Origin of the sequence: Stella humosa (assembly GCF_006738645.1) — a bacterium.
In the GTDB taxonomy this organism is placed as follows: Bacteria; Pseudomonadota; Alphaproteobacteria; order ATCC43930; family Allostellaceae; genus Allostella; species Allostella humosa.
Window position 1 is genome coordinate 3,305,689 of the sequence record NZ_AP019700.1, and the last position, 21,695, is coordinate 3,327,383.

At 70.4% G+C, this 21,695-nt stretch carries 17 protein-coding genes; 7 read left to right on the top strand and 10 right to left on the bottom strand.

The genetic code is table 11. The features are described from left to right. Positions 1-4 precede the first annotated feature (4 nt). The 4 genes from STVA_RS15475 to hflK all read right to left on the bottom strand — a co-directional run bounded on the left by STVA_RS15475 (position 5) and on the right by hflK (position 3,997). Positions 5-1,588 carry a DegQ family serine endoprotease gene (locus STVA_RS15475; protein ID WP_338069561.1) on the bottom strand — a complete coding sequence of 528 codons (1,584 nt, stop codon included), beginning with the start codon at positions 1,586-1,588 and terminating at the stop codon, positions 5-7. Between the two features lie 142 nt (positions 1,589-1,730). After that, positions 1,731-1,916, bottom strand: a complete 186-nt coding sequence (locus STVA_RS15480; protein WP_123694799.1) for a DUF2065 domain-containing protein — start codon at positions 1,914-1,916, stop codon at positions 1,731-1,733. Between the two features lie 15 nt (positions 1,917-1,931). Next, the gene (gene hflC / locus STVA_RS15485) at positions 1,932-2,846 is read right to left on the bottom strand and encodes a protease modulator HflC (RefSeq protein WP_123694801.1); all 915 of its coding nucleotides are present in this window, start codon (positions 2,844-2,846) and stop codon (positions 1,932-1,934) included. Beyond that, positions 2,843-3,997 carry an FtsH protease activity modulator HflK gene (gene hflK / locus STVA_RS15490; RefSeq protein WP_123694803.1) on the bottom strand — a complete coding sequence of 385 codons (1,155 nt, stop codon included), beginning with the start codon at positions 3,995-3,997 and terminating at the stop codon, positions 2,843-2,845. Before hflK ends, hflC begins: the two co-directional genes overlap by 4 nt. Positions 3,998-4,132: 135 nt before the next feature. On the opposite strand from hflK, the gene apbC reads away from it, so the two are divergent. Further along, positions 4,133-5,266, top strand: coding sequence for an iron-sulfur cluster carrier protein ApbC (gene apbC / locus STVA_RS15495; protein ID WP_123694805.1), 1,134 nt, complete (start codon positions 4,133-4,135; stop codon positions 5,264-5,266). Positions 5,267-5,305: 39 nt separating this feature from the next. Here the strand turns inward: apbC and STVA_RS15500 are convergent, their stop codons facing one another. Continuing rightward, positions 5,306-6,676, bottom strand: a complete 1,371-nt coding sequence (locus STVA_RS15500) for an amidase (RefSeq protein WP_197735644.1) — start codon at positions 6,674-6,676, stop codon at positions 5,306-5,308. A gap of 335 nt (positions 6,677-7,011) precedes the next feature. On the opposite strand from STVA_RS15500, the gene STVA_RS15510 reads away from it, so the two are divergent. The 4 genes from STVA_RS15510 to STVA_RS15525 all read left to right on the top strand — a co-directional run bounded on the left by STVA_RS15510 (position 7,012) and on the right by STVA_RS15525 (position 14,526). Beyond that, positions 7,012-9,159, top strand: a complete 2,148-nt coding sequence (locus STVA_RS15510; protein ID WP_123694807.1) for an acetate--CoA ligase family protein — start codon at positions 7,012-7,014, stop codon at positions 9,157-9,159. A gap of 62 nt (positions 9,160-9,221) precedes the next feature. Next, entirely contained in the window at positions 9,222-12,149 is a 2,928-nt protein-coding gene (locus STVA_RS28380) for a GT-D fold domain-containing protein (RefSeq protein ID WP_170216698.1), read from the top strand. A 107-nt stretch (positions 12,150-12,256) separates the two neighbouring features. Continuing rightward, entirely contained in the window at positions 12,257-13,531 is a 1,275-nt protein-coding gene (locus tag STVA_RS15520; protein WP_123694811.1) for an aspartate aminotransferase family protein, read from the top strand. After that, the gene (locus STVA_RS15525) at positions 13,528-14,526 is read left to right on the top strand and encodes a phosphotransferase enzyme family protein (RefSeq protein WP_123694813.1); all 999 of its coding nucleotides are present in this window, start codon (positions 13,528-13,530) and stop codon (positions 14,524-14,526) included. Before STVA_RS15520 ends, STVA_RS15525 begins: the two co-directional genes overlap by 4 nt. 26 nt (positions 14,527-14,552) lie before the next feature. On the opposite strand, the gene STVA_RS15530 is transcribed toward STVA_RS15525, so the two are convergent. Then, positions 14,553-15,647, bottom strand: coding sequence for an anhydro-N-acetylmuramic acid kinase (locus STVA_RS15530; RefSeq protein WP_123694815.1), 1,095 nt, complete (start codon positions 15,645-15,647; stop codon positions 14,553-14,555). 84 nt (positions 15,648-15,731) lie between these two features. On the opposite strand from STVA_RS15530, the gene tyrS reads away from it, so the two are divergent. Together tyrS and STVA_RS15540 are read left to right on the top strand one after the other, a co-directional pair. Beyond that, positions 15,732-16,985 carry a tyrosine--tRNA ligase gene (tyrS, locus tag STVA_RS15535; protein ID WP_123695356.1) on the top strand — a complete coding sequence of 418 codons (1,254 nt, stop codon included), beginning with the start codon at positions 15,732-15,734 and terminating at the stop codon, positions 16,983-16,985. A 124-nt stretch (positions 16,986-17,109) separates the two neighbouring features. Beyond that, positions 17,110-17,328, top strand: coding sequence for a hypothetical protein (locus STVA_RS15540; protein ID WP_123694817.1), 219 nt, complete (start codon positions 17,110-17,112; stop codon positions 17,326-17,328). Between the two features lie 7 nt (positions 17,329-17,335). On the opposite strand, the gene STVA_RS15545 is transcribed toward STVA_RS15540, so the two are convergent. From STVA_RS15545 to STVA_RS15560, 4 genes are all read right to left on the bottom strand, one after another. Next, positions 17,336-18,193 (bottom strand): carbon-nitrogen hydrolase family protein, encoded by an 858-nt coding sequence (locus tag STVA_RS15545; RefSeq protein ID WP_123694818.1) that lies wholly within the window; start codon positions 18,191-18,193, stop codon positions 17,336-17,338. Between the two features lie 16 nt (positions 18,194-18,209). Beyond that, positions 18,210-19,388, bottom strand: coding sequence for a pyridoxal-phosphate-dependent aminotransferase family protein (locus STVA_RS15550; protein ID WP_123694820.1), 1,179 nt, complete (start codon positions 19,386-19,388; stop codon positions 18,210-18,212). A gap of 73 nt (positions 19,389-19,461) precedes the next feature. Then, positions 19,462-20,796 carry an NAD(P)/FAD-dependent oxidoreductase gene (locus tag STVA_RS15555; protein WP_123694822.1) on the bottom strand — a complete coding sequence of 445 codons (1,335 nt, stop codon included), beginning with the start codon at positions 20,794-20,796 and terminating at the stop codon, positions 19,462-19,464. A 46-nt stretch (positions 20,797-20,842) separates the two neighbouring features. Beyond that, complete coding sequence (locus tag STVA_RS15560; protein ID WP_142235783.1) at positions 20,843-21,358, bottom strand: MlaA family lipoprotein; 516 nt, start codon at positions 21,356-21,358, stop codon at positions 20,843-20,845. Positions 21,359-21,695 lie beyond the last annotated feature (337 nt).

Sequence of the window (21,695 nt, forward strand, 5' to 3'; positions counted from 1 at the left end):
GGCCTCAGTTCCGGTCGATACGCAGGGCCACGAAACGCAGGTCGCCCTGGCGGTCGATCAGCAGCAGCAGCGACTTGCGGTTCGCCTTGCGCGCATCCTCGACCTTGGCGGCGACCTCGGCGGGGTTCTTCACCTCCTCCTGGCCGACCTCGAGAATCACGTCGCCGGCGCGTACGCCCTTCTCGGCCGCCGGGCTGTTGGCGGTGACGGCCGTGACCACGACGCCCGCGATCTCGTCGCCGATGCTGAACTTCTGCTTCAAGTCGGCCGACAGCGTCGACAAGGACAGGCCCAGCGCCTCGGCCGTGGCCGGCTTCTGCTCGCCGCCCTTCGGCACGGCCGCCACCTGCTCGGCCTCCTCGCGCTCGTCGAGTTCGCCCACCTTCACGTCGAACGCCATCTCGCGCCCCTTGCGCCAGACGACGACCTTGGCCCGCTTGTTGATCGGCGTCTCGGCGACTACGCGCGGCAGCCGGCGCATGTCGGTGATCTCGCGACCGTCGAAGGTCAGCACGACGTCGCCGGCCAGGATGCCGCCTTCGGCCGCCGGGCCCTTGTCGTTGGTGCTGGCGACCAGCGCGCCGCGCGCCTTGCCCAGCCCCAGCGTCTCGGCGATCTCGTCGGTCACGCCCTGGATGCGCACGCCGAGCCAGCCGCGCCGGGTGCGGCCGAAATCCTTGATCTGCTGGATGACCGGACGGGCCAGGGCCGAAGGAATGGCGAAGCCGATGCCGATCGAGCCACCCGAGGGCGAGAAGATGGCCGTGTTCACGCCGATCACCTCGCCCGCCATGTTGAACAGCGGACCGCCCGAATTGCCGCGGTTGATAGAGGCGTCGGTCTGGATGAAGTCGTCATAGGGGCCGGAATTGATGTCGCGCTGGCGGGCGGACAGGATGCCGGCCGTGACGGAGCCCCCCAGGCCGAAGGGGTTGCCGATCGCCAGCACCCAGTCGCCGACGCGCGCGGCATCGGAATCGCCGAACTTCACGGCCGTCAGCGGCTTGGACGACTTCACGCGCAGCAGGGCCAGGTCGGTCTTGGTATCGCGGCCGACCACCTCGGCCTTCAGGCTGGTGTCGTCCTGCAGGATGACGGTGATCTCGTCGGCGTCGGCAATGACGTGATTGTTGGTCACCACCAGGCCGGAGGCATCGATGATGAAGCCCGACCCCAGCGAGGTCGCCCGGCGCGGCGTCGAATCCGGGCGGTTGCGGTCGAAGAACTCGCGGAAGAAATCCTCGAACGGCGAGCCGGGCGGAAATTGCGGCACTTCCGGCAGGCGGCGCTGGGGCGTGGTGGCAGTGGCGCCGCCGCGGGCCTGCTGGGCGGTCGATACGTTGACGACCGACGGCAGCAGCTTGGCGGCCAGGTCGGCAAAGCTCTCCGGTGCGGCCCTGGCCGATGCGGCCGACGTCCAGGCCAGGACGGCCACCATCGTTGCCACGCAGGCCGAACCAACGCGGCCCAGGCCACGCTGGCGCGCCCCGCCGTTCCGTGCAGTGTCGTTCCGCGCCGCGCCGTCCCGTGTCATCGACACACCGCCGACGGCGGCCACCGTCATCATCCGACCCACGATCAGCTCCATCGGTGAAGCGCCGGCGCCCGAAGGCGACCGGCACGCGCGCCCTGCCAGGGTGCGAATCCGAATCTCATTATGCGAGAAACGCGCCGATAGCGGAAATCGCGATTCCGTCATCGACGCCCGGCAGCGGCGTCGACGGCGGTCATCAACCGCGGACGAGCCAGACCACCGCCACGCCCACGATCGCGGCCAGCAGGCCGCCCAGACGCAACGTGCCCTCGGGAAGCTCGAGGGCACGTCGCATCATCTGGCGCATTCCTTCGGGAAAGGCGGCGTAGGCCAGGCCCTCGATCACGAGGACCAGGCCGCACGCCACCCAGAACGTTCCCATCCGACGCGGATGGGCCTACTGCGCCGGTCGCGCCGGGACAGGCAAGGCCGGCGCTGCCGGTGCCACGCCGCCACGATTGGCGAAGTAGCGGAAGAAGTCACTGTCCGGGGACAGGACCATGGTGGTGTCGCCCGCACCCAGCGCCTCGCGATAGGCCTGCATGGAGCGATAGAACGAGAAGAAGGCCGGGTCCTGGCCGAAGGCGTCGGCATAGATCTTCACCGAATCGCCTTCGCCCTCGCCGCGCAGGATCTGCGACTGCTTCTGCGCCTCGGCGATGATGACCGTGCGCTCGCGCTCGGCGCGCGACCGGATGCGCTGGCCGAGCTCGGCACCCTGCGCCCGGAATTCCCGCGCCTCGCGTTCGCGCTCGGACTGCATCCGCGCGAAGATGGCCTGGCTGTTCTCCTCGGGCAGGTCGGCGCGCCGCAGCCGGACGTCGATGACATCGAGGCCGAAGTTGGCTGCCGCCTTGTTCACGTCCAGGCGGATCTCTTCCATGATCCGCGACCGCTCGTCGGACAGCACCTGGGCCAGGGTCACGTTGCCGATCACCCGGCGCAGGCTGCCGCTGATGGTGGCGCCCAGACGGGTCTGGGCCAGGGCTTCGGCGCCGATCGTCTGGTAGAAGCGCAGCGGGTCCACGATGCGATAGCGCGCATAGGCATCGATCACGAGCCGCTTCTGGTCGGATGCGATGACCTCTTCCGAGGCCGGAGCAAAGTCCAGCAAGCGCTTGTCATAGAAGACAGTATTCTGGATGAAGGGAATCTTCACCTTGAGGCCGGGGTCGCGGATCACCCGCTTGGGCTCGCCGAACTGCAGGACGATCGCCTGCTCGGCCTGGTTGACGATGAAGAGCGACGAGGTAGCCAGGATGATGGCGGCCACGACCACCACGCCCAGCCCCATCAGGAACTTGCGGTTCATTGCGTGGTGCCCCCGGTCGGCGTGCGGGACGAGGTGCTGGGCGTGGCCGGCTGGCCGCTGCGCCGGGCGATCTCCGGCAGCGGCAGGTATGGCACGACGCCGGAACCTCCGCTGTTCTTGTCGATCAGCACCTTGTTCACGCCGCGCAGCACGTCTTCCATCGTTTCCAGATAGATGCGCTGGGTCGTGACGTCGGGCGCCACCTTGTAGGCCGTGTAGACCGAGATGAAGCGCTGCGCGTCACCCTCGGAGCGGGCGACGACCTCCTGCTTGTAGGCTTCGGACTCCTGGATCAGGCGCTCGGCCTCGCCACGGGCCCGCGGAATGATGTCGTTGCGATAGGCCTCGGCCTCGTTGCGCAGCCGCTCCTGGTCGGCGCGGGCGCGCTGCACGTCGCGGAAGGCATCGATGACGGGGCCGGGCGGATCGACCTTCTGCAACTGCACCTGGGTGATCAGGATGCCGGCCTTGTAGTTGTCCAGCACCTCCTGCAGCAGGCGCAGCGTGTTCTGCTCGATCTCGCGGCGGCCTTCGGCGAGCGCCAGTGCGATCGGGATCTGGCCGATCGATTCACGCACCGCGCTCTCGGAAGCGGCCTTCACCGTCTGCTCGGGCGAGCGGATGTTGAACAGGAACTCGCCGGCGTTGCGGATGACCCAGAAGACCGTGAAGTTGATGTCGACGATGTTCTCGTCGCCCGTCAGCATCAGGCTTTCTTCGGGAATCTGGCGCACGGCGCTGCCACGTACCGTCTCGGCCGCCCGGAAGCCGATCTCGACCCGGTTCACGCGCGTGACCTTCGGCGTCAGCACGGATTCGATCGGTGTCGGCAGATGGTAGTTCAGGCCGGGCTGGGTCGTCTTCACGAACTCCCCGAAGCGCAGCACCACGCCCTGCTCGTCCGGCAGCACGCGATAGAAGCCGCTGCCCAGCCAGATGAGCGCCAGCACCACCACGACCACCAATATGCCCCGGCCACCGCCGAAGCCGCGCGGCATCAGCCGGCGAAACCTGTCCTGTCCCTGACGGATGATTTCCTCGAGATTCGGTGGCTGCGACCCTCCGCCGCCGGACGGACCACGGCCCCAAGGACCCTGCCCGCCTCCACCGCCGCCCCAAGGCCCACCGCCCCCCTGATTGTTCCACGGCATTCGCCGTTCTCCTTCAACTCAAACGCCGATCGCCGCCGCTTGGCAAACGCCTCGCGACGGCCCCATATCACACAACTGGCCGCACGGACGCGGCAGGTCAACGCGATATTTGCCAGAGGGCGGGAGTTTTCAAGGATGGGAGCCATCACCGAGGACGCGATCCTGGGCGCGCTTCGCGCAATTCGCGATGGCGACCGGGGCGACCTCGTCGGCCTCGGGATGATCTCGGGCATACAGGTCAAGGACGGCCACGTCGCCTTTGCGATCGAGGTCGATCCGGCCCGCGGCCCGCAACTGGAGCCGCTGCGGCGCAGCGCGGAGAAGGCGGTCGACGCCCTGCCGGGCGTGCTGTCGGTCAGCGCCGTGCTGACCGCGCACCGTCCCGGCGCCCGCCCGACACCGGCACCGGCCGCCGCCCCGCGCCACGGTCCTGCACGCGAGGCGGCCTCGCCCGCCGCCAACCGCGGCGCCATTCCGGGCGTGAAGACCATCGTCGCCGTGGCATCGGGCAAGGGCGGCGTCGGCAAGTCGACGACCGCGGTCAACCTGGCCATGGGCCTGGCCGCCAACGGCCTGGCGGTCGGCATCCTCGATGCCGACATCTATGGCCCGTCGATGCCGCGCATGACCGGCATTTCCGGCCGCCCCACCTCCCATGACGGCCGCATCCTGGAGCCGATGGAGCGCCATGGCGTGAAGGTCATGTCGATCGGCTTCCTGGTGGCCGAGGACACGCCGATGATCTGGCGTGGGCCGATGGTGATGAGTGCCTTGCAGCAGATGCTGCGCGACGTGAACTGGGGCACGCTCGACATCCTGGTGGTCGACATGCCGCCCGGCACCGGCGACGCCCAGTTGACCATGGCCCAGCAGGTGCCGCTGTCGGGAGCGGTCATCGTCTCGACGCCGCAGGACATCGCCCTGCTGGACGCCCGCAAGGGCCTCAACATGTTCCGCAAGGTCGACGTGCCGGTGCTGGGCATCGTCGAGAACATGAGCTTCTTCTGCTGCCCGAACTGCGGCCACCGGGCCGAGATCTTCGGCCATGGCGGCGCCCGTCGCGAGGCCGAGCGCCTGGGCACCGAGTTCCTGGCCGAGATCCCGCTCGACATCGCCATCCGCGAGACTTCCGACGGTGGCACGCCGATCGTCGTGTCCGAGCCGGATGGCCCGCACGCCCAGGCCTTCCGTGCCTTGGCCGCCCGGGTATGGGAACTGGTCGGCACCGGCGACGCCCGGCGCGCACCGCCGCGGATCGTCGTGCAGTAAAGGCGACGGGGCCGCCGGCATGGCGGCCCCTGCCCGGCGTCAGATCGCCGTCTCGCCCATCCACCGCGCAATCGCGCAGGTGGCCTCGTCGCCATCAGGATAACCCATGATCTGGACGCCGAGCGGCATGCCGTCCAGCGCCAGCAGCGGCACCGTGAAGACCGGGGCGCCCAGCGTCGAGGACGGCACGTTGCAGATCGGGTTGCCCGTCGAGGCCAGCCCGATGGGAGCAACACCCGGGGCCGGCAGGCCGACGAAGCCCTCGATCGCCGGGCGCAGGGCCGCCAGGCGGCGGCGCATCTCGTTCCGGATCTCGACGGCGCGGCGATACTCCTCGATCGTGATCTTCTCCCAGCCCTCCAGCCGGTCGGCGATCGACTGGCTGAGCAGGCCCTCGCCCTTCTCGCGATAGGCCGCCAGCGGCCATTTAAGTTCCCACCCGATGATCGTCATCGAGTTCTCCGAGCAGGGCAGCAGCGCTTCCTCCAACGCCGCCACGCCAGGATGGTCGGCGCGCGACAGCACGGTCACGCCGGCCGCGCGCAGGCGGTCGACATAGTCATCGAGCGCGGCCTGCGCGGCCGCGTCGGCGATCGCCCAGCCCGGACCGTCCAGCCGCGCCAGCACGCGCGGCCGCTGGGCCGGCGGCAGCATCGCGCCGGCGCCATAGATGCCGGGATACCCCGGATCGCCGCCCGCCAGGCGCGAGGTCTCGAAAGCGACCGCCCAGGCGTCGGCCAGCGAGCCCGCATGCAGGCCCAGATGGCTCTGGCTCAGGCTCGAATGGCCGCCGCCGCGGTTGAGCGCGCCGTAGGTCGGCTTGTAGCCCCAGTTGCCGCAATAGCTGGCCGGCCGGATGACCGAGCCCATGAGTTGGCTGCCGAAGGCGACCGGCACCATCCGCGCGCCCACCGCGGCGGCCGATCCCGACGAGGAGCCGCCCGGGGTGCGCGCCGGATCGAATGGGTTGGTGGTCGGCCCCGGGTGACTGAAGCCGAACTCGGTCGTCGTCGTCTTGCCGAGCACGACGACGCCCGCCTGCCGGCGCAGGGCATAGACGGACGCGGCGTCACGGTGGGATTCCCAGCCGGCATAGATCGGGCTACCCATGCCGGTCGGCATGTCCTCGGTCTCGTACAGGTCCTTCACGCCGAGCGGCATCCCGTCGAGCGGGCCGAGCGGCCGGCCGGCGGCATAGCGCACCGTTGCGGCGTCGGCGGCCCGGCGCGCGCCCTCGCGATTGATCACGACGAACGCGCGGACCTCGGCCTCGCGCACGTCGTGGGTCTCCAGGCAGCGCTCGAGGTAGGCGCGCGGGCTATCCGATCCATCTCGGAAGCGCGCGACCTGGTCCTGAAAGGTCAGCAGGGTCGTGCTGCGGGGATCGTAGGCGATGCCGCTGGCGTCCATGGGTCGGGGCCTCTCGCAGTTCTGGCACGGGGGATGGTCCCGAGCCTAGATTGGCGCCCGGCCCGATAGCAACCGCTTCCCCGTCCTTGCCGCCAGCCGGCCGCGACCGCTAGAACGGGATCGCCGCCCGCCAGTCCTTGGCGTCGGACGGCCCCAGGGAGCGCCATGCCTGACGTGGGCACATCCACCGGCCGGCCATACCGGACGCCGCCATACCGGACGCCGCCATACCGGATGCCGCCATACCGGATGCCGCCATACCGGATGCCGCCATACCGGACGCCGCCATACCGGATGCCGCCATCGCGCGGGCCGCACCCGGCTGCCCTCGACCGATGACCCTGGCGCCGCCAACCCTGCGCATCATCCACGGCCGGCACTTCCCGGGCCCCAGCGTCTATTGCCTGAAGCCCGCCTATCTTGCGGCAGTCGAGATGGGTCGCCACGGTTCGGAAGCGATCACCGCGCACGGCGAGCGATTCTTCACGCATCTGGCGGAAAGCCTGCCCGAATGCGCGTCGGCCATCGACGCCGCCCGCACGGTGCCGGCGGCAACCATTGAGAGCTTGGCGACCGCAGCGGTGCTGGAACTGCAGCGAAGCGTCGGCGCCGAGGTCGAATGGTCGGCCATCCACCGACATCCAGCCGGCCATCTCGAGTTGCTGGTCGCTTTCGAGGAGCCCCAGGTGGTCAGCGCAGCCATGCGCCTGGCCCTCGTCGCGATCGCGGCGGCACTGAATGACGAGGCCGGCCTGCCCCCGACCGGCAATGCGGCGCGATCGCGGCGTGCGTTCACCCACGCCGCCGAACACTTCCAGCTCGTCCACACCACCCGCTACCAGATCCGCGCGGCCGAGCGTCGCGGCATCCCGCACGCCCGGATGTTCGCGACCGCCCCGGTGGTCCTGCTGGGCCATGGCCGGCGCCAGCGCCGCATCGTGGCGGCCTCGAACGAGCGCACCTCGAACATCGGCGAATCCATAGCCGGCGACAAACGCTACACCAGCCAGCTTCTGGCCAGCGTGGGCCTGCCGGTCCCCCGGCAGATGAGCGTCGGATCGGTGGCCGAGGCGTGCGCGGCGGCCGAAGCGATCGGCTTTCCTGTCGTGATGAAGGCGGCACGCGTCGACAAGGGCCGGGCCGTGATCCTTGACCTGCAAAGCGCGGAGGCCGTGGCCGACGCTTATCGGCGGCTCGAACGCTTCGGGCATCTCCTGGTCGAGAAGCATGTGGAAGGCGAGGATCACCGTCTGCTGGTCATCGGCGGGCGGATGGTGGCCGCGTCGCGGCGGCTGTCGGCGCGCGTCACCGGCGATGGCCGGCACAGCATCGGCGAGCTGATCGAGATCACCAACCGCGATCCCCGGCGCGGCGAGCGCGACTTCTATCGGCCGATGGTCCGCATCCGGGCGGACGAGGAAGTGACCGTTCAACTGGCCGAGCAGGGGCTGGATCTGGACGCAGTTCCGGTGGCCGGGCGCGTTGTCCGGTTGCGCGCCAACGCCAACCTGTCGACCGGTGGAACCGGCCAGGACGTGACCGGGATCGTCCATCCCGACGCCCGGCGTGCAGCCGAGGTGGCGGCGCGCGTGATCGGGCTCGACATCGCCGGCGTGGACCTGATGACGACCGATATCTCTCGCTCGCCGGCCGAGACCGGGGCCGCGATCTGCGAAGTCAACCTCAGCCCCGGCCTGGGTCCCCACTTGACCGCCCCAGGCTCGCCCGACGTGCTGGCGGCGATGCTCGACCACCTGTTCCCTGACGGGGGCGAGGGCCGCATTCCGCTGGCCGCCATCACGGGCACGGGCGACCGCACCACCACGGCCCGCATGGCCGCCGCGATCATGGGCCAGGTGCATGGGGATGTCGGCGTGGCGACTGCATCCGGGGTGGAGATCGACGGGCAGCCGGTGGCGGCCGGCGACCGGACCGGCCCATCGGGGGCGCGCATGCTGCTGTGGGATCCGGTGATCGCCATGGCCATCCTCGAAGCGCCCCCTGCCGGCATCGCCGCCCGCGGCCTGCCGTTCGACCGCTGCCATGTCGGCGCGATCATGGGTTCCGGCGGCGGGGCGCTGGCGCGGATGGATCTCCCGGCGCCGGACAGCCTGATCGTCCGGGTCGCGACCGAGCTGGCGGTGCTCGACGCCACCTGCCCGCAGGCAATGGCGCTGCGCCGGGCGACCCCCGCACGGCGGGCCTGTTTCATCACAAGCAATCCTGACAATCCCCTGGTCGGGCGCGATTGCCCGCCGGGCGACCTGGCCGCGACGGTAGCCGGCAACGGTGCCGGGGCCATGCTGGTCCTGCATGTGGAGCAGTGCGCCATTCCGCTCCTGCGGGTGGCCAGCCTGCCATCCGCCGGTGCCGGCAGCACCGACATCGAGTGCGCCCTGTTTGCCGCCGCCATTGCCTGGGGCCTGGGCGCCGGCCCCCGGGCCATCGCGGCCGGGCTGGCCGCATACGCCAGCGCGGCATGACCGGCGCGGGAACCGGGCCGGCCGACCCTCGCCACGCATTCGCCGATCGGGCGCCGGCCAGGGTGACAACCGCCCTGGGGCCGGCCGGGCCACCGATGATGCTGCGGTTCGGCCGCGACCTCTCGAACGCGATCGAGGCCGACCACCGGATCTCCTGCATCCTGGTCGCCCGCGGCAGCCGGTCGCTTGCCCGCCTGGCGATCGGTGCGTTCCAGGCCCAGACTTGGCCGCATCGCGAACTGGTCATCGTCGACGACGGCGACGAGGGGCTGGCGGGGCACATCGAGGACCTGGCCGACCGGCGGATCCATCTGGTCCGGCCCGGCCGCCGGGGCCGCCCGTCCGACGCATTGCTGGAACGGGGGATAGCGGAGGCGCTGGGACCCTTCATCTGCCGGTGGGACGAGGACTGCCTCCATGACCCGCTGCGCCTGGAGCTGCAGTTCCGGGCCCTGGCGATGCAGCGGGCCACGGCCTGCGTGCTGGCGCGGCGTGGCGAGTGGGAACCGGACAGCGATCGTCTGATGGTATCGGCGCCGCAGCCGCTGGACCCATCGCTTCTCTGCCGCCGGTCGGCGATGGCGCCCGGCGGCGACGGGCCCGGCGGGGCGGCACGGGCGGCGGTCAGCCAGCATCGGGTCGTCCACCTGGACCTGCCGCAGATGCTGCTGGCCATCGCCCCCGCAGGCCAGGATGCCAGGGCCGGTCGATCGGCGCTGACACCGGACGTCGCCGGCAGCATGCGGTGTCGGCTGCCACTTGCGGCGTTCGCCGCCGCGTTACGGGAACCGCTGCCGGCGCCGTCGGCCGCAAGCATCGAGGGGTCGGCGGCCACCGCAGTGCAAGCCATGCGCGAAGGGCGCTTCGAAGACGCCTTCGATAGCTGGAGCCTGGTGATCGGCCGCGACGGCGGCAGCCCCGCCGATCATGCCGGGCGCATCGCCGCCCAGTCGCGCTTCTGCCGCCCGCAAGCGACCCATGCAAGCTGGCGGGACCTGGCCGACCGTTTTCCGACCGCCCCCGAGGGTCCCTATGGCCTGGGCCGAAGCCATCTCGCCGCCGGCCGCGACGGCGCGGCCCGGCGGGCGTTCGAGATGGCGCTGGCGCGCGCCGCGGACCATCTGCCGAGCCGCATCGAACTTGCCATCCTGCGGGTCGATCAGGGCCAGGACCTCCAGGCGGAGGACGAACTGCTGCGACTGGCAGCGCTGGCACCGGCCGAGCCACGGATAGCCCGTGCCCTCGCGATCGCGGCGATGGGGCGGCTGGACTGGCCGCTGGCGTTGCAGCGCTGGCAGAAAGCGTGGGACGACTTCGGCGCACCGAGCGCGCCGCAGCGCATTGCCGTCTGCCTGGCCACGATGGGACGCACGGACGAAGCCTGGGCGGTCATCGAAGGCGTCCCCGGCGCAATCTGGGACAAGCCGACGCGCATCCGGATCAAGTGCCGGATAGGCCGTCTGCTCCATGACTTCGGTGCCGTCCTGGCCGCGTTGGAGGCCGATCTCGAACTGGCGACAGCCGACGACGAACTGCGCGACATGCTGATCGAGGCATGGACCAATGCCCGGCGCGCCGACCAAGCAGCCGACCTGGCCGCCCGCTTCGGCATCGGCCGCGACCCGCGCCACCAGGAACGCGCGATCCAGGCGCTGATCGCGGCCGATCGCTCCGCCGAAGCCGACCGACATCTCCTGGCGCTCGCCACCCCAGCGGCCCTGCACCGAACATCGCCCAGGCTGCTGCGCCGAATCCTGGCGGTACAGCGTCGGCACGAAGGCCCGACCGCAGCCCGGCGCGCGCTCGATGCCATCGTGTCGAGCGACGACGTGACGCGGACGATGCGCCTGTCCGCACTCTTCGAAGGCGAATTCGAGGAAAGCCGGGCCGCGCTGGAGGAAGGGAGGCCGTTGCCGCCCGCACTGAGCAGGGACAGCGCCACATTCGCCTCGGCATCGGCATGGCGGGCGGAGATCCCGCGAAGCTGGCCCGGCGACCCGCTGCGGCGGGCGTGGGATGCGTTGCGCATCGTGCGGCACCGAAGCGCCGGCTGCCTGCTCGACGTATCGACCAATCTTGCACAGGCCATGACGGTGGCCGACCGGATCGCCCGGGCGATTGCCACGGGCCAGCCGCTGTCGGTCGTCCGGCTGGGCGATGGCGAAGGCAATTTCCTGCCCTATGCGGACGGGGAGGAGCCACAGCGCCGGCTGGACCAGGCCAATATCCAGCAGCTCTGGTGGGGCCGCCACAGGCTGGGCGAGGACGATCTCGGGGCGATCGAGCAGGCGCTGGCCGCGGCGGTGCGGGTGGCCGACATCGTCGGCATCCCCGACGAGTACCGCCTGGCGCTCGCATTGGGCCGGCCGGAGGCGGCGAGCGGCGAAGCCAGGGGCCTGCTCGCCGTCGTCGAGCAGTTCGCTGGATACGCGCCGGCACCGACCGGGGGCGCGCTGTTCGGGCCGAGGCAGATCATCACCGGCTCCAACTTCAACAACGCCTTGGCGGCGTGGGGGCTATGGGAACCGCTCCTCGGCCGCATCGGCGCATGCGCCGTCGTCACCGGGCGGCCGGACCTGGCGGCCGCGCTGACCACCCGCTTCGGGCTGCGCGTCGAACGGACCTTCGCCGTGCCGCCGGAGGCCAAGTATCTGCCGCCGAGCACGCCCGGCCAACACCACTACCGCGATGTGTACGCCCGCACGCTGGAGGCCCTGGCCACCGTCCGCCCCGGGCAGGTGGTCCTCGTGGCCGCCGGCATCCTCGGCAAGATCTACTGCGCCCGCATCCGGGAAGCCGGCGGCATCGCCATAGATGTCGGCAGCGTCGCCGACGGGTGGTGCGGCCACGTCACCCGCCGGATCGACGAATCCGCCACTTATGGCTGGACCGAGGACCTGGCCGCTGCCTTTGCCCGTCGCCCCGATCTCGACGCCGCCTTCCCCGCCCTCCGCCCCGCCACCGGATACCAGCCGGCCCGCCGGACCTGATCGGCCGAATGGGGAAAGCGCGGGATCGACAGCGATCCTGTCGCATCGGGCTCCACCCATGTTAAAATGGGTGCCGATACCTACAGGGAACGGGGAAGTTGACGGTGATGGCTGATCTGCGGGCGCGCCGCGACGCGGCGCTGGGTGCCGGGGCACCGCTGTTCTACGAGCAACCGCTCCACCTCGTCCGCGGCGAGGGCGTCAACCTCTTCGATCCCGACGGTCGGCGCTATGTCGACATGTACAACAACGTGCCCTGCGTCGGTCACGCCAACCCCCGCGTGGCGGACGCGATGGCCCGTCAGCAGGGGACGCTGAACGTCCATAGCCGCTATCTGCACGAGGGCGTCGTCACCTTCGCCGAGCGCCTGGCCGCCCTGCACGGCCCGCAGATCGAGAGCGTCATCCTGAGCTGCAGCGGCACCGAGGCGATCGAGGTGGCGCTGCGCATGGCCCGGTTCGCCACGGGCAAGAACGGCATCATCTGCACCAACGCCACCTATCACGGGAACAGCGAGCTGGTCGGGTCGCTCACCCGGCTGCCCGAGAACGCCAACGCCAACCCGGCGGTCCAGTCCATCCCCTTCCCCGAGAAGTACCGGCCGCTGGCCGATGGCCTGAGCGAAGCCGAGCTGTGCGACGCCTATATCGACCGCCTGAAGCGGGCGATCGCACGCCTGGACTCGTCTGGCGAAGGTGTGGCCGCCTTCATCGTCTGCTCGATCCTGGCCAACGAGGGCCTGCCCGACATCCCGGCCGGCTTCATGGAGCGCGCCACCGCGATCGTGCACGAGGCCGGTGGGCTGGTGATCGCCGACGAGGTACAGGCGGGCTATGCCAGGACCGGCAGTTGGTGGGGCTACGAGGTAACGGGATTCGTCCCCGACATCGTCGTCACCGGCAAGCCTATGGGCAACGGCCTGCCGCTCGCCGCCACGGCGGCCAGCCGGTCGCTGGTCGAGAATTTCCGCGCGCGCACCCGGCACTTCAACACCTTCGCATCGTCGCCGCTGCAAGCGGCTGTCGGCATGGCGGTGCTGGACGAGATCGAGGGCCGCGACCTGCGCGCCAGCGTCACGGCGGTCGGTGCTGCCCTGAAGGCCGGGCTGGAGCAGCGCAAGGGGGCATCCGAGGCGATCGGGGACGTGCGCGGCCATGGCCTCTTCATCGGCGTCGAGATCGTCGCACCCGCCGACCACGCCCCCGCCGTTGACCAGGCCAAGCGCATCGTCAACCGGCTGAAGGACAAGGGCTTCCTCACCAGCAATGCCGGCGCCTTCAGCAACATCGTGAAGATCCGCCCGCCGCTGGTTTTCTCGCACGAGAATGCGGCCGAGTTCCTGGTGGCCTGGGACGAGACGATCGCCGAACTGTCGGCATGACGACGGCCGAGGAACTGGCCTACGCCCCGGCGGCCCGCCAGGCGCTGGTGGCGTTCGGCCTGCCCGATGCCGAGCTGGCATTCGTGCAACTGGCCGAGAACGTGACCTTCCGGGCCGTCGACCGGCGGGATGGGTCGCGCTTCGTGCTGCGACTGCACCGGCCCAGCTACCACGACCTGCCGGCGCTGAAGTCGGAGCATGTCTGGACGCGCGCCCTGGTCCAGGCCGGGGTGATGGCGCCGGAGCCCCTGCTGACGCCGGGCGGTGACAGCTTCGTCCAGGTCGACGTAGCGGCCATGGGCGAGCGGCGCTGGGCCGGCCTTGCCCATTGGGTGGAGGGCGAGCTGCTGGGCGATGTCATCGCGCGGGAGACCGACAAGGCCGCCAGCGCCTGGCATTTCGCCCGCCTGGGGGCGATCATGGCGGCCGTCCACAACCAGGCCACGGGCTGGGTTCCCCCGGCGGGGTTCCGTCGCCACGCGCTGGACGCCGATGGGCTGCTGGGCCCCGACCCGTTCTGGGGCCGCTTCTGGGACAGCGGGATCCTGTCGCCTGCCGAACGCCGGCTGCTGCTGGCCACGCGCGACATCGTGCACGCGGCGCTGGTCCGCTATGGCAAGCCAGCGTCGGTCTTCAGCCTGATCCATGCCGACCTGCACGCGCGCAACGTGCTGGTCGATGGCGCCAAGGCCGCCGTGATCGACTTCGACGATTCGGCATTCGGCTGGCACCAGTACGACCTGGCGGCCGCCCTGGTGAGCTATGCCCACCAGCCGGAATTCGCCCTGTTCCGCGACGCCTGCCTGGAGGGATACCGCTCCGTCCGCGCCATCGGCGAGGCCGACCTGGCATTGCTGCCGATGTTCGTGATGATCCGCGGCATGGCCCTGATCGGCTGGTATCACCAGCGTCCGGAGCTGCCCTTTCCCACCCGGATGACGGCCCTAAAGGACTATGTGTGCGATCGGGCCGCTGTCTTAGAGCTGCCTTGCTGAGGGGTATCTGACGCCCAGCCCCTCGTTTATCTCCCGCCCGCCGGCCAGGTGCGGCCGCCCGCCATCGGCTGCGGCACGCCCGTCGTGCGCGGCAGGCTGAGCGGCAGCCCGCGCAGCGAGCGCACGGCCAGGAAGGCGAAGGCCTCCGCCTCCAGCGCGTCGCCGTCCCAGCCGACCGCCTCCACCGGTTCGACCGGCACCCCCAGCCTCTGCCGCAGCCCGTCCAGCAGAACCTGGTTGTGGCGCCCGCCGCCGCCCACCAGCCAGCGCGACGGTGCCGCCGGGCAGAGGTCCTGGCCGGCCGCCACCGCCTCCACCGTGAAGGCCGCCAGGGTTGCCGCCCCATCGGCCGGCGACAGGTGCGCCCATTCCCGCCGTCCCAGCTCGTCGCGATCGAGCGACTTGGGCGCCGGCCGGGTGAAATAAGGGTGGGCCAGCAGGCGCTTCAGCACATCGCCATCGACCCGGCCGGCGGCCGCCAGGCTGCCGCCCTCGTCGAACGGCCGGCCGGTCGTCGCCATCACCCAGTCGTCGACCAGCGCATTGCCGGGCCCGGTGTCGAAGGCGACTAGGTCGTCGTCCGGCCCGATCCAGGTGACGTTGGCGACCCCGCCGATATTGAGGACCGCCAGGGGCCGCTCCAGTCCGGCGGCCAGTGCGCGATGATATACGGGCACCAGCGGCGCCCCCTCGCCGCCCGCGGCCACGTCGGCCGAGCGGAAGTCGTCGACCACGGTGATCCCGGTCAGCTTGGCCAGCAGGGCGCCGTCGCCGATCTGCCGCGTCAGCCGGTCGGCCGGGCGGTGCAGGATGGTCTGGCCGTGGAAGCCGACGACGGCCACGTCCGCCGCCGCGACGCCAGCCAGGTCGAGCAGGCGGCCGACCGCCTCGCCATGGCGCAGCGTCAGTTCGCGGGCCGCGCCGGCCACGTCGCCCCGGTCGCCCAGGACGGCGCGCAGGCGCTCCCGAAAGTCGGGCGCGTAGGGCACGGTCACGGCATGGCCCAGGCGGCGTACCCGCTGCCCGTCCGTCTCGATCAGGGCGGCATCGACGCCGTCGAGGGACGTCCCGCTCATCAGGCCGATGGCGAGAACCGGGGAAGTATGGGGGTCGGGCGTCATTTGCGGCATGGCCCGAGTGTGCTAAACGGCGGCGCCCCCGGCAAGCGCCCCGACCGGCCGCCGACCGACTTCCGGAAAGCCAGCATGACCCGACCCAAGTCCGACTTCATCGCCACCATGCAGGACCGCGGCTTCATCCACCAGATGACCGACGGCGCCGCCCTCGACGAGCGTTGCAGCAAGGGGATCGTGGTCGCCTATATCGGGTTCGACTGCACGGGCGACAGCTTGCATGTCGGCCATCTGGTGCAGATCATGATGCTGCGCTGGCTGCAGCGCACGGGCCACAAGCCGATCGTGCTGATGGGCGGCGGCACCACCAAGGTGGGCGATCCGTCGGGCCGCGACGAGACGCGCCGCCTGCTGTCGGATGCCGACATCGCCGCCAACAAGGCCAGCCTGCAAAAGAGCTTCGCCAACTACCTGACCTTCGGCGACGGCCCGACCGACGCCATCATGGCCGACAATGCGGACTGGCTCGACCGGCTGGCCTACATCCCGTTCCTGCGCGATGTCGGCCGGCATTTCTCGATCAACCGCATGCTGACCATGGACAGCGTGCGGCTGCGGCTGGAGCGCGACCAGCCGCTCACCTTCCTCGAATTCAACTACATGATCCTCCAGGCCTACGACTTCGTCGAGCTGGCGCGGCGCTACGACTGCGCGTTGCAGATGGGCGGGTCGGACCAGTGGGGCAACATCGTCAACGGCGTCGACCTTGGCCGGCGGACCGAGGAGAAGGAGCTGTTCGGCCTGACCACGCCGCTGATCACGACGGCATCCGGCGCCAAGATGGGCAAGACGGCGTCGGGCGCTGTGTGGCTCAACCCCGACCGGCTGTCGCCCTATGACTTCTGGCAGTTCTGGCGCAACACCGAGGATGCCGACGTCGGCCGCTTCATGCGGCTCTTCACCGACATGCCGCTGGGCGAGATCGCGCGGCTGGAGGCGCTCCAGGGGGCCGAGGTGAACGAGGCCAAGAAAATCCTGGCGACCGCCGCCACTGCGCTCTGCCATGGCCAGGCCGTCGCCGACGAGGCGGCCGAGACGGCGCGTCGCACCTTCGAAGAAGGCGTGGCGGGCGAGGCGCTGCCGACCATCGACCTAGCCCGCGCGCAGCTCGATGCGGGCGTACCGGCCTATGAACTGCTGCGCCAGGCGGGGCTGGCGGCTTCGAACGGCGAGGCGCGGCGCCTGGTCAAGGGCGGCGGTGCCCGCCTGAACGACGCCACCATCGACAGCGAGCAGCGGATGGTCACGGCGGCCGACATCGACGCCGCCGGCCGCATCAAGCTGTCGGCCGGCCGCAAGCGCCACGCCATCGTCCGCGTCGTCTGACCCTTGCAATGGCGGCGGTCCTGTTCCATCTGAGCGGAATGAGACCGCCGAGGGCCTGACCGGCCCCCTCCCTTCCCCCGCCGCACCCGATACCCGAGGTGCGCCTGCGCGGAGGAGAGAGAGTATGGAGCGGCAGTCCCGGCGATCGGCCGAACGCATTCGCGTCGATCAGGCCACCGAGCGATGGCACGAAGCCCAATCCACCCATGTACGGCTGTGGTCGGAACTGACCGACCTGGACAAGGAACGCCTGGCGGCGCGCCGGCTGCGCAGCCTGGCAGGCAAACTCGGCTGGGATGCGGTTCTGCGCCACATCGGCGTGGGCCGCCGGGTGGAGGACTGACCCCGGGTCAGGCGATCTTGCCGACCGTCTGGCCAATCGTCTGATAGAGGGCGGGGCGGCGCTGGTCCATCAGGGGGTAGCGCCGCTTCACCTCGGCGATGTGGTCGAGGTCGATGATCGCCGTCAGGCAGCATTCGGTGTCGGGTGCCTGGGCGACGATGACGCCCCAGGGGTCGACGATCATGCTGCGACCGACGAAGGCCAGACCGGAGGTCGGCTCCTGGCCCACCTGCCCCGAGGCCACGACCCAGCACTGGTTCTCGGTCGCCCGCGCGCGCAGGAAGAATTCCCAGTGGTCGAAGCGCGGCGACAGGAAGGCCGAGGCGCAGACGATAACCTCCGCCCCCTTCAACGCCAGTTCGCGATAGACCTCCGGGAAGCGGAGGTCGGAGCAGACGGAGACGCCGACCGGCCCGAAGGCCGTGGGGAACACCGGCAGTTCGTTGCCCGCCGCCACCTTCTTCGATTCGACGTAGCCGGGCGGGATGTCGGGCCGGTTCGGCGCATCGAACAGGTGCGTCTTCCAGTACTTGCCGACGACCTCGCCGTCCGGGTCGATCACGGGGGCCGAGTTGTAGTGCAGGTTGCCATGCCGCTCGTACATCGAGCCGATGACCGTCATGCCCCACTGCCGGGCCTTCTCGGACAGGCGACGCGTCGTCGGGCCGGGGATCTCCTCGGCGAGGCGGACATGGCCGTCCTCGCCGCTGAAGCCGATCCCGGTCCATAGCTCCGGCAGCACCACCAGGGTCGATCCGCGCCGCCCCGCCTCGTCGATGAGGTCGAGGGCGCGGCGGACCGTGCCTTCCTTGTCGGAATCGTCGGCCGTCATCTGGATGGCCGAAACCGTGCGCTGCCGGGCCATGCTCTTGCTCCCTCTCTCAGGCGGCCTTCAACGACGCCATGGCGGCCTCGACGCCGCCCTTGCCATGCGGGATGCCGGCCAGGTCGAGGCCCATCTCGGCCGCAGTCAGGGCACCCATCAGCATCGGCTCGTTGAGGTCGCCCATGTGGCCGATGCGGAAGACCTTGCCGTTCAGCCGGCTGAGGCCGCCGCCGAAGGACACGTTGAACCGCTCGGCGCAGACCTCGCGCAGCTTGTTGGCGTCGCTGCCGTCCGGCACCTGCACCGCCGTCACCGAATCGGAGACGAGGTCGGGGTTGGTGCAGAACAGCTCCGGACCGCCGCCGGCGCTCCACGCCTTGACGCAGGCCCGCGCCGCCGCACCCAGGCGGGCATGGCGGGCGAAGACGCCGTCCAGCGTCTCCTCCTCGATCATCCGCAGGGATTCCTGGAGGCCGAACATCAGGTGGACCGGGGCCGTGCCGGCGAAGCGGGCCTGGCGCTCGCCATCCAGCATGCGCCGCCAGTCCCAGTATTCGCGCGGCAGGGTGGCCGACTGGCTGGCCGCCAGCGCCTTGCGGCTGACGCCGGTGAAGCACATGCCGGGCGGCAGCATCAAGCCCTTCTGCGAGCCGCCGACCGCCACGTCGACGCCCCATTCGTCCATGCGGAAGTCGAACGAGCCGAGCGAGGAAATGGTGTCGACCAGGTAGAGCGCCGGGTGGCCGGCCGCGTCGATCGCCTTGCGGATGGCGGCGACAGGGTGGGCCACGCCGGTCGAGGTCTCGTTATGGACCTGGAGGACGGCACGGATCTCGTGGTTCACGTCCGCCTTCAGCCGCGCCTCGACGGCCGCCGGGTCGACGCCGCGGCGCCAGTCGGCCGGCACCATCTCGACCTTGATGCCGTAATGCTCGACCATCTGCGTCCAGGAGGACGAGAAGTGCCCTGTCTCCGGCACCAGGACGATGTCCCCGGCCGAACAGACATTGACCACCGCCGATTCCCAGGCGCCATGCCCGGATGCCGCGTAGGCCAGCATGATCTGCTCGGTCTTGAAGACCTTCTTCAGCCCGACGAAGCATTCCTCGGCGATCGCCTTGAATTCCTTCTGCGCGAAATCGAGCGCTGGGCGATGCATCGCCCGCAGGACGCGGTCGGGAATGTTGGTCGGGCCAGGGTTCATGAAGAACATGCGGCCACGCTGCACGGGCATGGTGGGGAACCTCTCGGATTCTAAAGGTGGGGGTCTAGAGGAGAGGCCCCGAAACTAGCACAAGGCGCACGCATCAGGCGAGCCAGCGGTCCATGCGGTCGCGGAAGCGATACCACTCGCCGATGACCGGCAGGAACCACGGACGGCCGGTGTAGAAGGGCCGCGTCGGGAAGGCGACGCCGTCGAACGCCGACGGCCGGTTCTGGGTGCGCGCGATCTTGCGCCCGAGCTGGGTCCCGAGCCACGTCATGGTGACGACACCCGAGCCGTTGCAGCCCATGGCGTAGTGGATGCCGTCATGCTGGCCGAAATGCGGCAGGGCGTCGAAGGTGAAGGCGACGTAGCCCGTCCAGCCATGGGTGATGCGGGTCGACTTCAGCTCGGGGAAGACCTCGGTCATCATGCCGTGCAGCGTCTTCGCCGTGTTCTCGGGCGTGTCGCCGGCGAAGCTGGCGCGGCCGCCATAGAGGATGCGGCGGCGGTCCTGCGACTGGCCGAAATAGGACAAGACGCGCTTGGTGTCGGCGATCGTGCGGCCGTTGGGGATCAGCGCGCGGACTTGGTCCTCCGGCAGTTCCTCGGTGGCGATGATGTAGCTGCGCACCGGGACCAGCCGGCGGCGGAACCAGCCCAGTTCCGGCCCTGTGTAACCGTTGGTGGTGGCGACCACTTCCTTGGCGCGCACCTCGCCCGCCGTCGTCTGCAGGACGAAGCCCGAGCCCTGGCGGGTGACCGAAGTGACCTTGGAATTGACCGACATGGTGGCGCCGGCGCGCAGGGCGGCGTCGCGGATGCCCCTGTGCAGCAGGGCCGGGTGCAGCCGGCCCGAGCGATCGACCAGCATGCCGCCATGGAAGGCGTCGGTCTTGATCTGCTCGTGCTGGCGGTCCTTGGGCAACATGCGCACGCCGGCGTTGGTGCCCTTCTGCAGCTTGTCGACGGCGGCTGCCAGCCGGTCGTAGTGGCGCGGCACCGCCGCACCCACGAAGCGCCCCGTCGGCCAGTAGTGGCAGTCGATGCCCTCGCGCCGGATCAGTTCCTCCAGATGCCCGAAGGATTCCGCGGCCTCGGCCAGCATGGCCGACGCATGCTCGGCGCCAAGCCGCTGCTCCAGCGAGCTCTTGCCATAGCCGGCCCGGCCCTTGCCGAGGTTGGTGCCGGGCGATACGCCGCCGCCGTTGCGCGTGCTGGCGCCCGCGCCGAACACCGATTCACCCTCGAGCACATGCGCCTGCACCCCGGAGCGCGCCAGTTCCAGCGCGCAGGACAGCCCGCCATAGCCCGAGCCGATGATCGCCACCTCGACCTCCTTGGGCGGGGGCACGGCGCCCTCGGCGGTCGGCGGCGCCCATTCCCACCACCAGGGCGTCGTCTTGAATCCCTCGGCGAAGATCGCGGCGGTGGTCATCGGATGGTCTCCGGATTGGCGGTCAGCAGAGTCGCTGTTATCGCAATCATAGACCGGGTCGTTCGCCGGCTGCGACGGGAATGCCGCAGCGCAGGCGCCGCTGGCGCAGATATTCCGCCCGCGTGGCGCCATATTCCCCCGCCCCCAGGGCCTTGGCCTGCGGGTCGATCTGGCGCGTGGCAACGATGTCGGCGGCGATCTCCACGGTCTCGGCGATCACGATCGTCTGCAGGGTGGCGCCGGTGCCGAGCGCGGTCGCCAGCGCCGTCCACAGGATGGCGTTGACCAGCACCACGTCGGCCACCGCGTCGCGCACCGTGCGCGGGCCGATCAGGGGCAGCACGACATAGCCGCCCTCCCCCACCCCGTAGCGGCACAACGACAGGCCGATATCGGCATGGACGGGCGGCAGCCCGCGGGCGGCGGCATAGTCGTACCAGCCGAGAAAGCCCTCGGTCGAATTCACCGCGAAGCGGCGGGTGGCCGTCCACGCCGTCGGCAGGTCGGCCACCGCCAAGCTGGAGACGACCGTGATCGGCTCGTTCACCAGGTTCGACATCATGTTGCCGACGCCACCGCGCACGCGGCGGGGGGTGCGGGGGGGCGGGGAGCGGTGGGGGTCGGCTCCCCCGCAGCCAGGACGACGCCAGGTCGATCCCGTGGTCGAAGGCGGCGTTGAACCGGAAGATCAGCCGGTTGTAGCCGTCGAGCCAGCCGCCATCGCCCATGCCGGGTGCCATCTGGGCCGCTGCCGACGGCATGCCGCAGAGCAGCGGTGCCACGATCATGGCGGCGAGGAGGTCTCTGGCGGTCGGCATCGACGGTTCCTTGGGTTGGCCGGTCGGCCAATCGGCAAATGGCGCCCCGGGGTTTGACCGTGGCATCCTGGCATGCTGGAA

What these genes read in the sequence shown, in the direction of transcription:
- tyrS (WP_123695356.1), top strand. Translation starts at nt 15,732, where the DNA reads ATGACCCGACCCAAGTCCGACTTCATCGCCACCATGCAGGACCGCGGC.
- STVA_RS15555 (WP_123694822.1), bottom strand. Translation starts at nt 20,796, where the DNA reads ATGACCACCGCCGCGATCTTCGCCGAGGGATTCAAGACGACGCCCTGG.
- hflK (WP_123694803.1), bottom strand. Translation starts at nt 3,997, where the DNA reads ATGCCGTGGAACAATCAGGGGGGCGGTGGGCCTTGGGGCGGCGGTGGA.
- STVA_RS15520 (WP_123694811.1), top strand. Translation starts at nt 12,257, where the DNA reads ATGGCTGATCTGCGGGCGCGCCGCGACGCGGCGCTGGGTGCCGGGGCA.
- STVA_RS15560 (WP_142235783.1), bottom strand. Translation starts at nt 21,358, where the DNA reads ATGATGTCGAACCTGGTGAACGAGCCGATCACGGTCGTCTCCAGCTTG.
- STVA_RS15530 (WP_123694815.1), bottom strand. Translation starts at nt 15,647, where the DNA reads ATGACGCCCGACCCCCATACTTCCCCGGTTCTCGCCATCGGCCTGATG.
- STVA_RS15540 (WP_123694817.1), top strand. Translation starts at nt 17,110, where the DNA reads ATGGAGCGGCAGTCCCGGCGATCGGCCGAACGCATTCGCGTCGATCAG.
- STVA_RS15545 (WP_123694818.1), bottom strand. Translation starts at nt 18,193, where the DNA reads ATGGCCCGGCAGCGCACGGTTTCGGCCATCCAGATGACGGCCGACGAT.
- hflC (WP_123694801.1), bottom strand. Translation starts at nt 2,846, where the DNA reads ATGAACCGCAAGTTCCTGATGGGGCTGGGCGTGGTGGTCGTGGCCGCC.
- STVA_RS15480 (WP_123694799.1), bottom strand. Translation starts at nt 1,916, where the DNA reads ATGGGAACGTTCTGGGTGGCGTGCGGCCTGGTCCTCGTGATCGAGGGC.
- STVA_RS15525 (WP_123694813.1), top strand. Translation starts at nt 13,528, where the DNA reads ATGACGACGGCCGAGGAACTGGCCTACGCCCCGGCGGCCCGCCAGGCG.
- STVA_RS15500 (WP_197735644.1), bottom strand. Translation starts at nt 6,676, where the DNA reads ATGGACGCCAGCGGCATCGCCTACGATCCCCGCAGCACGACCCTGCTG.
- apbC (WP_123694805.1), top strand. Translation starts at nt 4,133, where the DNA reads ATGGGAGCCATCACCGAGGACGCGATCCTGGGCGCGCTTCGCGCAATT.
- STVA_RS15510 (WP_123694807.1), top strand. Translation starts at nt 7,012, where the DNA reads ATGACCCTGGCGCCGCCAACCCTGCGCATCATCCACGGCCGGCACTTC.
- STVA_RS15550 (WP_123694820.1), bottom strand. Translation starts at nt 19,388, where the DNA reads ATGCCCGTGCAGCGTGGCCGCATGTTCTTCATGAACCCTGGCCCGACC.
- STVA_RS15475 (WP_338069561.1), bottom strand. Translation starts at nt 1,588, where the DNA reads ATGGAGCTGATCGTGGGTCGGATGATGACGGTGGCCGCCGTCGGCGGT.